Source organism: Bacillus salipaludis, assembly GCF_030938565.1.
In the GTDB taxonomy this organism is placed as follows: Bacteria; Bacillota; Bacilli; order Bacillales; family Cytobacillaceae; genus Neobacillus; species Neobacillus salipaludis_A.
In genome coordinates, this window is sequence record NZ_JAVGVR010000001.1 from 1,257,903 (window position 1) to 1,269,738 (window position 11,836).

Sequence of the window (11,836 nt, forward strand, 5' to 3'; positions counted from 1 at the left end):
AAAGCCATAATGAAGAACATTTCCAGGATCAATAAAGCGAAAAATGTCCCTCAAACCCCACCTATTCCATAGTCAAAAAGGTAACTTTGCCTTTCAAATCCAAATAACCATTAGAGAACCAATTAAAAAACACACGATTTCATATTAGAAATCGTGTGTTTTGCTACTATCATATCTCTAAAGCTTAAATGAACTCTTCAATGAAACAATACGGTTAAAGACTAATTTTTCCGCAATGGAATCCTTTGGATCTACATTGAAATAACCGTGTCTAAAGAATTGGAATTTGTCGTGCGGCATACTTTCCTTCATATTTGGCTCAACAAACCCTTGGAAAACCTCGAGAGAATTTGGGTTCACATTATCTAAGAAAGTTTTTTCTTCCCCTTCACTTGCTTCTTCCACTTCATCCAAAATCAATGGCTCATACAAACGAAACTCTGCTGGAACAGCATGCGCTGCTTCCACCCAGTGAATCGTTCCCTTTACCTTACGGCCGGTAAAACCGGTACCGCTCTTCGTTTCTGGGTCATACGTACAGTGCAGCTCTACAACCTTGCCATTCGCGTCCTTAATCACTTCTTCACATTTAATGAAATAAGCATGCTTTAAGCGAACCTCATTCCCAGGGAACAACCGAAAGTATTTTTTCGGCGGATCTTCCATAAAATCATCCTGCTCGATATAAATTTCACGAGAGAATGGAATCTTTCGCATGCCCATTTCAGGGTTTTCCGGATTGATCTCGGCATCCAAGAGTTCAATTTGTCCTTCCGGATAGTTCGTAATCACCACTTTTAACGGATTAATTACACCCATTGTACGCGGCGCTTTTAATTTTAAATCTTCACGGACAAAGTGCTCGAGCATTTGGGAATCCACTACACCTGAACCTTTGGAAACCCCTGTTTCACGAACAAAATTCCGAATCGATTCCGGGGTGAATCCTCTTCTTCTCATTCCGGAAATTGTAGGCAGCCGCGGATCATCCCAGCCGTCAACATATTCTTCCTCGACAAGTTGTTTTAGCTTGCGTTTACTCATAACGGTATTGGTGATATTTAAACGGCCAAATTCAATTTGCTGCGGTGTGTTCTCCATTTCACATTGCTCCACAACCCAATTGTACAGTGGTCGCTGATCCTCAAACTCGATTGTACAAATGGAGTGTGTAACGCCTTCAATCGCATCCTCAAGCGGATGGGCGAAAGCATACATCGGATAAATACACCATTTATCACCCGTGTTATGGTGGGTCGCATGGGCAATACGATAAATGACAGGGTCACGGAGATTAATGTTAGGTGAAGACATATCGATTTTAGCCCGAAGAACTTTCTCGCCATTCCCGAACTTTCCTGCCCGCATCTTCTCAAATAATTCAAGGTTTTCTTCAATGGAACGCTTACGGTAAGGACTTTCCTTCCCGGGCTCTGTCAGTGTACCGCGGTATTCACGGATTTCATCTGCGGTAAGATCATCCACATAAGCTAAACCTTTATTTATTAAAAGAACAGCACGGCTGTACATTTCTTCAAAATAATTGGAGGCGAAAAATAAGTCATCCCATTCAAATCCAAGCCACTTTACGTCTTCTTTAATAGAATTAACGAATTCAACGTCCTCTTTTAACGGATTTGTATCATCAAATCGTAAATTCGTTTTTCCGTTAAAATCATCTGCTAAGCCAAAGTTGATAATAATTGATTTTGCATGACCAATATGTAAATATCCGTTTGGCTCAGGTGGAAAGCGGGTTACGACCGTTTGATGTTTTCCCGATTCTAAATCCTTTATCATGACATCTTTTATAAAATTGGAATTATGTTCCACTATTTTCAACCTCTTTCATTGTATCTACTACTATAAATACCATAAATACTGATATTTTTCCATTATTCCCGACAATCATAAGCATAACAGAAGGGAAATAAATTTTAAAATTGCAAAAGTAACTATATTAAAGATAAAATCAATGGATATATAGGCTTAGGAGAGGAGAAGGTTTATGCTTAATCTGGGAACAGTAGGAACAGGATGGATTACCGCAAGATTTATTGAGGCAGCAAAACATAGTGGGAAACTTAATTTAACATCCGTTTATTCAAGGACGGAGCAAAAAGCAAAACAACTCGCAGATACATATCATTCAGCAAATTTTTATACAGATTTAAATGAAATGGCTAGCAGCACTTCGATCGATGTTGTTTATATTGCGTCACCAAATTCTGTTCATTTTGAACAGGCTCTTTTATTTTTAAAAAATAAAAAACACGTAATTTGTGAAAAGCCAATTTTTTCTACTACAACTGAATTAGAAGAGGCTTACCGAACAGCTGAAGAGAATGGTGTGTTTTTATTCGAAGCAATCCGCAATATCCATACACCTAATTTTGCAATCTTAAAAGAAAATCTCTATTTAGCAGGAAAGCTACGGAGTACTGTTTTGCCTTATATCCAGTATTCCTCTCGCTACGATTTGTTTTTACAAGGCGAAGTGCCAAATATCTTCTCGGCAGAATATTCCGGTGGGGCACTGGTTGATTTAGGAGTATATCCTCTTTATTTAGCGGTTGGATTATTCGGTAAGCCTGAAAATGTAGCCTATCATCCCGTTTTACTACATAGCGGGGTGGACGGAAGCGGTACGCTTGTGTTAACGTATGATGGTTTTGTTTGTACCATTCTTTGTTCGAAAATATCTCATTCCGAGATCCCTTGTGAAATCCATGGGGAGAAAGGAACCTTCGTTCTTGGGGATGCGGCACCAATCTCAGAGATCAAGTTTTTTGACAGTCATACCAAGAAAAGCCAAATCCTGAGTGTGGAGCAATATGACAAGGATATGGTATACGAATGCATTAATTTGACTGAAATCATTGAAACCAATAATCATGAGAAATATGAAGAGTTGAAGAATTGGAGTCAGATTGTCCTTGAGGTAACGGAAGAAGCACGTAGACAAAATCAGATTATTTTTGATGTTGAAAAATAGGAGAGGCTGGGTTAACCCCCGGCCTTTATTTTGTCTACTTTGAGAATGCTTTTGTGAACTCTTTATGAAATAGATAAGGCAAATGATTTTTATCACACTCCCCTCATATATCCATTCCTTATAGTTAGGATATTGAAAGTTTTGGAGGGAACCGCTATGAAATCAAAGGCCTGGTATATAAAACAGCTAAAACAAAAGCCCGTTCAAATAACAAGACATATTGTTCAAGCTCTGTTCCTATTATTTTTACTCTATGTAGGACTGAGATTTTATCAATTTTATTTGCACTTTGAGACGTTGGGAAAAGAGCCCTTTGTTGAACGGCCATCTGCTGTTGAAGGCTTCTTGCCAATTAGTGCCCTCGTGGGATTGAAGGTATGGCTGACAAGTGGTGATTTTGATAAAATCCACCCGGCGGGGCTTGTGCTATTTACCTTTTTTGTTGGATCGGGAAATCTTTTTCGTAAATCCTTTTGCAGTTGGTTTTGTCCAGTTGGAACGGTGAGTGAATGGACCGGGATGCTTGGAAAAAAGCTGTTTAAAAGGAACTTTGACCTTCCACAGCCGCTCGTATGGTTATTAGCGCCACTAAAATATTTATTACTCTTATTCTTTTTAAAAATGATTATCTTTGATATGCCGACATTTGTGGCCAAAGGCTTCCTGGAGGATCCCTATAACAAAGTTTCTGATATGAAAATGCTTTTATTTTTCTTAAATATCGGCGGCTTCACTTTGAAATTTATTTTGGTCATGTTCGTTCTTTCAATATTTTTTAAAAACTTTTGGTGCCGTTTCCTTTGTCCTTATGGTGCGATGATCGGGCTGGGTTCGATTCTAAGAATCACAAAAGTCCGGAGAAATGAGGATAGCTGTACGAACTGTGAAATGTGTACAAAGGTTTGCCCGCAAAGAATAAAGGTACATACAAAAAAGGCAGTCGTGACTCCAGCCTGTACGGCTTGCATGCAATGCGTGGAAGCATGTCCAATCAAAGATACATTAAATATGACGGTGGCCAATAAAAAAGTAAACAAATGGTTTGTTCCTATTGCTTTTCTTGTTCTGTTTATTTTAGTTGTTGGAATTGCCAAAATCACCGGCCACTGGAATACCATCATTTCCTATGAAGAATGGAAACAGTTGATTCCGGAAGTGAATAATATTGGGCATTAAACTCTAGAAAGCAGCGGCGTGCTGCTTATTTTTTACTTGTTAACGGTATTTATTTATTTTAAAATTTAGAATAATGCAATTTCTACAGAACTTTTCTGAGGAGGATTGTCAAATGCCCAAAACAATTGAAGACTATTCTTTAGCAGAAGTCATGAAAAAAATTGAGGAGATATTAGCAGTTAACCCCGAACCGGTTCAAGGCTTTTCAGCTATCTATCAATTTGATATCAGCGGTGCAGAGGAGGGGGTCTATCAACTTCATTTTCAAGAGGGGAAGGCTTCCGTTAAAGAAGGAGATGAATCACCTGCAGACTGCACACTAATCATGTCCCTCGATAACTTCCGTAAATTTTTATTAGGGAATCTGAATGGAACGTTGGCCTTTATGACGGGGAAATTAAAAATTAAAGGCGACATTGGCAAAGCCTTAAAGCTGGAAAATATTTTAAAGCAATATAAAGTAAAAGAACATTTATAAAAATAACAAACAGGCTAACCAAAGTAGCCTGTTTGTTATTTTTATAGAAATTAAATGAATGGCCATGCGTTTTGCAGCAGATCATTAAAGGTTTGAACATTAGGTTCCTCTGAACGAACCTTCAAGTTAATAGAATAAGTGTTTATCGGTTTGGAAACCTTTTGTAGGATTTTTATCGTGCCTTCTTTTAATTCATTCTTAATAGAATTTTCTCCAAGAATGGCATAGCCAGTATTGTTTAAAACAATCCGTTTGATCGTTTCATCACTACCGCCGCACACGATCGTGGATATCGGCTTGATATCCATTTTCTTGAAATATTGTTCAATAATATCACTAAAACTACAATCACTATTATAGGAGATAAAGGGAAAGCTAGATAATATCTCTTGTAAATTTCGGCCTTTGCTGAGTTCCGTGGAGGCTACTAAAAGGGTTTGTTCTTCCTCCAGAAAGTTTTTCCTCAAATCCATTTCATCACATTCACTTGCAATAATAGCAAGATCGGCAACATGATCTCGAATACTTTGGATGGCATGAATACTATTTAGCGGCAGGAGACTTACACGCACATTTGGGTACTGTTCCGTATAAGTATTTATGATAGTTGAAAGATGATGTGTACAATAGTATTCAGGTGCAGCAATGGTGAGAATTCCTGCTGGCCCACGTAATTTTTCCATATCTAATTCAATTTTTTCAACAAGTGTAAACAAGGTATCTACATGATCCTTGAGTCTTCTTCCTGCGACGGTTAAAAAAGTGTTCTTACCTACTCTTGTTAATAGAGTATGGTTAAGTTCCCTTTCTAATGATTGTATTTGTAGTGTGATGGTAGGTTGGGTATATTTTAAGCGTTTTGCTGCTTTTGTCATGTTTAGTTCTTCAGCTACAATTTGAAATGTTTTCAGATTTCTAAGTTCCATTCAATCGCCTCTTTGTTATTTACTTTAAAAATCCACAGTTCTTTTCTAACACCACTTCAAATATCCAGCTTTGTTATGCCTATTATATCAATAATTTTTTTCATCTACAGTTAATTTTAATTGTGGTATTATCAATCTAATCCGTTAAAAAATTGAAAAAGTCTATAAAATTTTTCAATACTATAAACGACGTCATGAACAATATTTTATCTTAATTTAAATTTTTCCTATTCAAATACCTACTTTTTTAAATGACTCTCCCCTAGTTATCTTTTTTTCAACGTTTAATTTTAGGATTCTCAACGATATTCTTCTATTTATACTATAAGAATTATTAATATACCGTCGTTGACCCATTTTTTAAATTGTGTGAAAATTCAAGGGAATTAAGTTTCCATTTAAGGGGAGGAGTTGTTTTTATGATTGATTTGATGATAACAAAAGATGCAGACCTTTTAGCACCGACTATGGCAAAGGACTTTCCAAATTTAGCAGTTGTAAAATCGGAGGGGCTGTATTATATAAGTGAAGACGGTAAAAAATACTTGGATTTTACATCAGGGATTGCTACCGAAAATACAGGTCACAGACATCCCAAGGTGATAGCAGCGATAAAAGATCAAGTTGATAAACTACTCCATGGACCAATAGGGATTATTAATTATGAGTCAATCCTACAATTAGCCAATAAATTGAAAGCGGTTTTACCAGAGCCATTAAATTGTTTCTTCTTTGGCAATAGCGGGACTGAAGCAATTGAAGGGGCAGTAAAATTGGCAAGGCATGTTACCAAGAGACCGTATATTGTTTCTTTTCTTGGAGGATTTCATGGAAGAAGCATGGGTGCTTTAAGTCTTACTACCTCAAAAAGTAAGTACAGAAGAAATTTACCTGTCGGCTCCAATATGTCCTATCAACTTCCCTATGCAAAACCTACTGAAACACCAGAAGGAAGTGACCCGGAAATTTACTGGTCTGAACAGGTAGAAAAGGACTTTGAACGCCTATTTAATCACCAGGTGACACCTGAGGAAGTAGCAGCAGTCATACTAGAGCCTGTTTTAGGTGAAGGTGGATATATCGTTCCTCCAAAAGGATGGCTGAAGAAAATTCGCGAGATTTGTGACCATCACCAAATCTTGCTGATTTTTGATGAAGTTCAGACAGGTTTTGGAAGAACGGGGGACTGGTTTGCTGCCAATCGTTTTGGGGTGATTCCTGATATTATGGCGATTGCCAAAGGAATTGCAAGCGGATTACCGCTTAGTGCAACCGTTGCTTCTAAAGAGCTAATGGAGCAATGGTCAATTGGAAGCCATAGTACTACATTTGGTGGCAACCCCGTCGCATGTGCGGCTGGTTGTGCCACCATAGATGTTATAAAAGATGAGAAATTAGTTGAGAATGCTAGAGTTTTAGGGGAATATGCACTGAAAAGATTAATAGAGCTTAAAGAAAGGCATTCTGTCGTTGGTAGCGTCCGTGGGATTGGATTAATGCTTGGAATTGAAATTATTGATCCAGCAACCGGAAATCCAAACGGGGAAGGGTTAATGAAAGTTCTCAAGAAGAGTCTTGATAAAGGAGTCATCTTCTATTTAAGTGGTAACAAAGGCGAGGTTATTCGAATGATGCCACCATTAACTGTAGATAGGGAACATTTGGATTATGGAATCAACTTATTAGATGAAGCAATCGGTGAGTATGAATTAGAAATCGGAATTGGGGGCGAATAAATGAATAGACTAGATACGTCAGTACTGATACTTTATTTTGGTATGTTAATTGTGGTAGGAATCATTGGGATTAAAAAAGCGAAGTCAGAAAAAGACTTTTTACTAGCTGGTAGCCGTTTAGGATATTTTACCCATGTAGGTTGTTTGGCCGCCGTTATTATTGGTGGTGCCGCGACAATGGGTTCAACCACTTTAGGTTATGATTTTGGAATTTCCGGTTTTTGGTTTGTCACCATGATGGGTCTTGGTATTGCTGGATTAGGGCTATTCGTTGTCAATAAAATAAGCGGCTATGAAGTCTTCACCATCAGTCAATTATTAGGGAAGCGGTATGGTGAAGGAACTCAGCTGATTAGTGCGATTGTTACCGCTATCTATACGCTTATGATTGTGGTAACTCAAGTAATTGGAATGGGAAATGTAATTCATGTTTTACTAGGCTGGTCCGTTTTACCGTCCATGCTGATTGGCGGTGGGATTGTTCTCTTTTATACAATTCTGGGCGGTATGTGGAGTATTACGCTTACAGATATTATTCAATTCGTCATTATGACAATTGGTGTTTTCTTTATCATGTTTCCATACAGTATAAACAGTGTAGGTGGATTAACGGCTTTGTTCCACAGTATGCCTGCAGACCATCTTAGCTTAACGAATATTGGCTGGGATCGTATTTTTCAATACTTCTTACTATATTTCTTTGGGTTAATTGTTTCTCAGGATATATGGCAGCGCGTATTTACCGCAAAAAATCAGAAGGTTATGAAAAGCAGTGCAGTATCTGCGGGAGTGTACAGCCTTTTCTATGCTTTAGCACTAAGTATTGTGGGTATGTGCGCGTTGGTATTACTTCCGAATTTAGGAGAATCACAATCGGCCTTTACTGCCTTAGCATTAAAAATCCTGCCACCGGGATTATTAGGACTTGTTCTTGCCAGTGTTTGTTCCGCATTAATGTCAAATGCTTCAGGAGCATTATTTGCCTCTGCCACTTTACTTACGAATGATATCATAAAAGTGTACTTTAAAAAGGATATGGATGATAAAGGAGTTATTAAAACCTCTCGTATTGTGACACTTGGTTTAGGAATATTATCGATTCTTTTCTCTGTATGGATTCAAAATATTCTTGTTGCCCTAGATATGGCTTATGCTATTTTGTCAGGAGCGATATTCGTGCCGTTAGTGGCGGGACTGTTTTGGAAACGCGTCACAAGTAAAGCTGCATTTTCGGCTATCGTTGTCAGTACCATTGTTATTTTTGCTTGTTTTGTTGTTTATGGCATTTCCTCAACGCTTCCAATCATTTATGGGTTATTCACTGGAACGACTGTTCTAATAGGGGTTACACTATTTAGTAGTTATCCTGTTGAGATTGGTGATCAGTCGGTGAATATAGGGGAAGGGGAAAGACCTTAAACGAGTTAAAGATTGGCCACGAATTGTAAGTCCTGTATTTATGGATGATCAGAGGCTCTATTGGGCCTCTTTTTTTTGCAAAAGTTGAGGAATTAGTTATAAAGCTAACGATGAAGACCATTTCACAAGGCCCCCAAGGAGATTTGTTCTTCATCCGGTCGATGAACACCATTTCACCACCGAAAACCTTAGTGTTTTGGTATTCGTCGGCACATCGGGGCATTACCCCCATATATTATAGATAAAAAAATAAACTGGGGGAGTACGATGTCTGGAGGCCAGCATTGGATGCTGCCATTTCTTCCATATGGCGCAGAACTATTATACGCAGAGACTCAGCCCAAAAAAGCATATTTACAATTTGTGAATTTGGATCAGGATGAGTTTATGGAAGTCATTGGTATCTATCGATTAAATCAAGAACTTTACCTTTTTGTTTTAAATAACTTTCATGGTCACTGGCATATAATCTCTTTAATCAAGGGGAAAGGATATCAAATAAGTTACCTTGGTACGGCAAATATTACGAGTCGGAATGCAAAAAATCTGGTGGTTGGCTGGCAAGTTGGGGCGGTTTTGTCCCAATTGTCCATTTACGAATGGCAGCATAACCGCTTAAAAGAACTAAATCTCAAAGGGGACTACACCTTTAGTAAAATAGAAATAGAAGACATGCCGGGGAAAAACGGAAAGGACGGACTGGCAGAAATTGCGCTGTGGTCCCATGACACCGGTGAAGCCTACCGTGTAGAAGTTTACCGCTGGGAAATAGATCGGCTTGTTCCCGCAAAGGATGTTGAACCCTATTACTTTCAAAAAGTAGTGAAATACTATCAACAGAAAATTAGGGAACATCCTGATTATTTATTTTATTATCCATATCTAGAAGAAGCTGAAAAGAAGACCGCTCAACGCTCCTTCGATTTCAATGAATCAAGAGCTATTGCCCTTTTTCCTGCCTCGATAAAAGAAATAGGCGGAGGCAAATGGGGATATATCAATTCAAAGGGAAAATCCCTCCTCCCACCAATCTATGACCAGGCTGAAGATTTTCAGGAAAATGGCCTGGCTATTGTCCGATTGACAGATAAGGCAGGAATCATTGATACCAATGGCCATTTTATTGTACAGCCAAAATATGATTATATTACTTCCTTTTCAGAAGGACGGGCGATTGCCAATGATCTTAAGGGCTTCAAAATAATCGATGAAAGGGGAAAAGAAATTACCCCGAAGGCTCACTACTCAATTAGTGAGTTTAAGGAAGGACGCGCGCGATTTGCTGATTCCAATCAGCAAGGGGAATATTTATATGGTTATCTTAACCGAAAAGGAAAAGTGATCATCCCTGCATCCTATGAGGATGCAAGTGATTTTTCAGAGGGAAAAGCGATTGTAAAAATAAAAAACGGCAGCTATGCGTTGATCGATCTTACTGGGAAAGTGCTTCACTCCTATATGTATGCGTTCGTCGGAAACTACGGGGAAGGTTTGCTGGCGTTTAAAAAGAGCGAGGATGGGAAATTTGGTTATATGGATGAGCTAGGAAATGTTGTGATCAAACCACAATTTTCAGGAGTAGAGGCATTTAGTCAAGGCCGGGCGATTGTGAATGTTTCTGATGATTATTCCAACCATTATGGTGTCATAAATCAAAAAGGACAGTTTCTCATGAAACCTGACCATTATCAAATATTCTATCTAGGGGAAGAAAGATATCAGATTGGAAAGGTGAATGATCCGGAACAGCCCTATCTAGGTGCAAAATACGCAATTGCAGATGTAGAGGGCCATCTTATTACTGGATTTATTTATTCTGATATCACGAAATATAAGGATGGGATTGCTTCCGTATCGAATGATCAATCCACTTTTTTTATTGATCGAAATGGAAATCGTGCTTATTATCTTCCACTGGTTTCGGGAAGCGGTACTTTGGAAAAGGATAAAACCTTAATCAAAGGTGAAATTGATTATCGGCTTCTATATTTTAATAAAAAAGGAGAACTGGTTTGGAAGCAGAATACCATCATTCCTTTAAACAAGCAGCATGCAGTAACGGAACATAAATACAAGCCAAATAAGGACTATTTAGTTTATTTTCCACAAATTCAAGGTGGGGAATTTGAGCATGTAAATCAAACTTTGAAAGATCTCTCAGGTGTAAAGGAAATTCCCGCACATACACAGCTGGATTCCAGTTATATTGGAGATTTTGAAGTGAGTTTTTTTAAGAAAAATCTCTTAGTTCTTGAAGTAAACGGTTATGATTATCCTTTTGGAGCGGCACATGGGATGCCAATTAAAAAGTATGCTCATGTCAATTTGAAATCAGGCGTATTTTATCAGCTGAAAGACTTATTTAAGCTGGATGCACCCTATGTAAAAATCGTCAGTGACCTCATCAGGAACCAGATTAAGAATAATGAAAACTATTCCTACCTAAATATCAATGAATATAAAGATATTCAACCAAATCAGTCGTTTTTTATCAACGAGGGTGGTTTGAATATTTATTATGCCCAGTATGAAATTGCCGCGTATGCTGCTGGTATGCCTACTTTTACGATACCATTTGAAGAATTAAAGGGAATGATTAATCGTAACGGGGATTTTTGGAGATCGTTTCATTAATGAAAAGCAGCGTGAATTCTATCATTCACGCTGCTTTTAAATGTTAGGTATGCTTTCTCCGGTAAATCAACCAATAGCTTGCAATACCCAGAACAATAACGACACCGACTGTACCCGGAATAATATAGGACTTTAATTCAGGTTCTGCTTTTTGCGAGAAGGAGGCCTGCTCGGTTTTTTCAGATGTTTTATGCGAAGAAGCTTCTATATGTGACTGTGAAAATACGCTGAATCCTAGCAGGAAAAATAACAGCAATGAAATTTGGGAGATTTTTTTAAACATTATATTCAACTCCGAAATATTGTTATCTTGCTGTTTTCATTCTATCATCATTAAAGGCTACTTTTATCGTTTGGACAGTATTGTTCACAAAGGTTTCAAAAAGAAGGCAACCTAACTTGATATAAATCAATTTGTTTCGGACATTCTGCTGATAAACTTTGGTTATAAAAATCAAAGGGGTCCTCTAAA

Annotated in this window: 9 protein-coding genes; 6 read left to right on the top strand and 3 right to left on the bottom strand. The window is 38.0% G+C overall.

Annotation, left to right across the window (positions count from 1 at the left end; all coding sequences use genetic code 11):
- Positions 1-177: 177 nt before the first annotated feature.
- The gene (locus RCG21_RS06160; RefSeq protein WP_308912981.1) at positions 178-1,833 is read right to left on the bottom strand and encodes a glutamine--tRNA ligase/YqeY domain fusion protein; all 1,656 of its coding nucleotides are present in this window, start codon (positions 1,831-1,833) and stop codon (positions 178-180) included.
- 175 nt (positions 1,834-2,008) lie between these two features.
- On the opposite strand from RCG21_RS06160, the gene RCG21_RS06165 reads away from it, so the two are divergent.
- From RCG21_RS06165 to RCG21_RS06175, 3 genes are all read left to right on the top strand, one after another.
- The gene (locus RCG21_RS06165) at positions 2,009-2,995 is read left to right on the top strand and encodes a Gfo/Idh/MocA family protein (RefSeq protein WP_308912982.1); all 987 of its coding nucleotides are present in this window, start codon (positions 2,009-2,011) and stop codon (positions 2,993-2,995) included.
- A 156-nt stretch (positions 2,996-3,151) separates the two neighbouring features.
- Positions 3,152-4,171, top strand: coding sequence for a 4Fe-4S binding protein (locus RCG21_RS06170; protein WP_308912983.1), 1,020 nt, complete (start codon positions 3,152-3,154; stop codon positions 4,169-4,171).
- Between the two features lie 112 nt (positions 4,172-4,283).
- Positions 4,284-4,649: an SCP2 sterol-binding domain-containing protein gene (locus RCG21_RS06175; RefSeq protein ID WP_133336282.1), complete on the top strand. Its 366-nt coding sequence runs from the start codon at positions 4,284-4,286 to the stop codon at positions 4,647-4,649.
- A 50-nt stretch (positions 4,650-4,699) separates the two neighbouring features.
- Here RCG21_RS06175 and RCG21_RS06180 read toward each other — a convergent pair whose 3' ends face one another.
- Positions 4,700-5,575 (bottom strand): LysR family transcriptional regulator, encoded by an 876-nt coding sequence (locus tag RCG21_RS06180; protein WP_133336280.1) that lies wholly within the window; start codon positions 5,573-5,575, stop codon positions 4,700-4,702.
- 419 nt (positions 5,576-5,994) lie between these two features.
- Between RCG21_RS06180 and RCG21_RS06185 the strand changes: the two genes are divergently transcribed.
- The 3 genes from RCG21_RS06185 to RCG21_RS06195 all read left to right on the top strand — a co-directional run bounded on the left by RCG21_RS06185 (position 5,995) and on the right by RCG21_RS06195 (position 11,364).
- Positions 5,995-7,311: an aspartate aminotransferase family protein gene (locus RCG21_RS06185; protein WP_308912984.1), complete on the top strand. Its 1,317-nt coding sequence runs from the start codon at positions 5,995-5,997 to the stop codon at positions 7,309-7,311.
- Positions 7,312-8,730, top strand: coding sequence for a sodium:solute symporter family protein (locus RCG21_RS06190; RefSeq protein ID WP_133336276.1), 1,419 nt, complete (start codon positions 7,312-7,314; stop codon positions 8,728-8,730).
- 267 nt (positions 8,731-8,997) lie between these two features.
- Complete coding sequence (locus tag RCG21_RS06195; protein WP_308912985.1) at positions 8,998-11,364, top strand: WG repeat-containing protein; 2,367 nt, start codon at positions 8,998-9,000, stop codon at positions 11,362-11,364.
- Positions 11,365-11,407: 43 nt separating this feature from the next.
- Here RCG21_RS06195 and RCG21_RS06200 read toward each other — a convergent pair whose 3' ends face one another.
- The gene (locus tag RCG21_RS06200; protein WP_133336272.1) at positions 11,408-11,647 is read right to left on the bottom strand and encodes a hypothetical protein; all 240 of its coding nucleotides are present in this window, start codon (positions 11,645-11,647) and stop codon (positions 11,408-11,410) included.
- Positions 11,648-11,836 lie beyond the last annotated feature (189 nt).

Bases quoted from the DNA above. Each gene is read 5' to 3' on its own strand.
- RCG21_RS06165 (WP_308912982.1), top strand. From the start codon at position 2,009: ATGCTTAATCTGGGAACAGTAGGAACAGGATGGATTACCGCAAGATTT.
- RCG21_RS06170 (WP_308912983.1), top strand. From the start codon at position 3,152: ATGAAATCAAAGGCCTGGTATATAAAACAGCTAAAACAAAAGCCCGTT.
- RCG21_RS06175 (WP_133336282.1), top strand. From the start codon at position 4,284: ATGCCCAAAACAATTGAAGACTATTCTTTAGCAGAAGTCATGAAAAAA.
- RCG21_RS06180 (WP_133336280.1), bottom strand. From the start codon at position 5,575: ATGGAACTTAGAAATCTGAAAACATTTCAAATTGTAGCTGAAGAACTA.
- RCG21_RS06185 (WP_308912984.1), top strand. From the start codon at position 5,995: ATGATTGATTTGATGATAACAAAAGATGCAGACCTTTTAGCACCGACT.
- RCG21_RS06190 (WP_133336276.1), top strand. From the start codon at position 7,312: ATGAATAGACTAGATACGTCAGTACTGATACTTTATTTTGGTATGTTA.
- RCG21_RS06195 (WP_308912985.1), top strand. From the start codon at position 8,998: ATGTCTGGAGGCCAGCATTGGATGCTGCCATTTCTTCCATATGGCGCA.
- RCG21_RS06200 (WP_133336272.1), bottom strand. From the start codon at position 11,647: ATGTTTAAAAAAATCTCCCAAATTTCATTGCTGTTATTTTTCCTGCTA.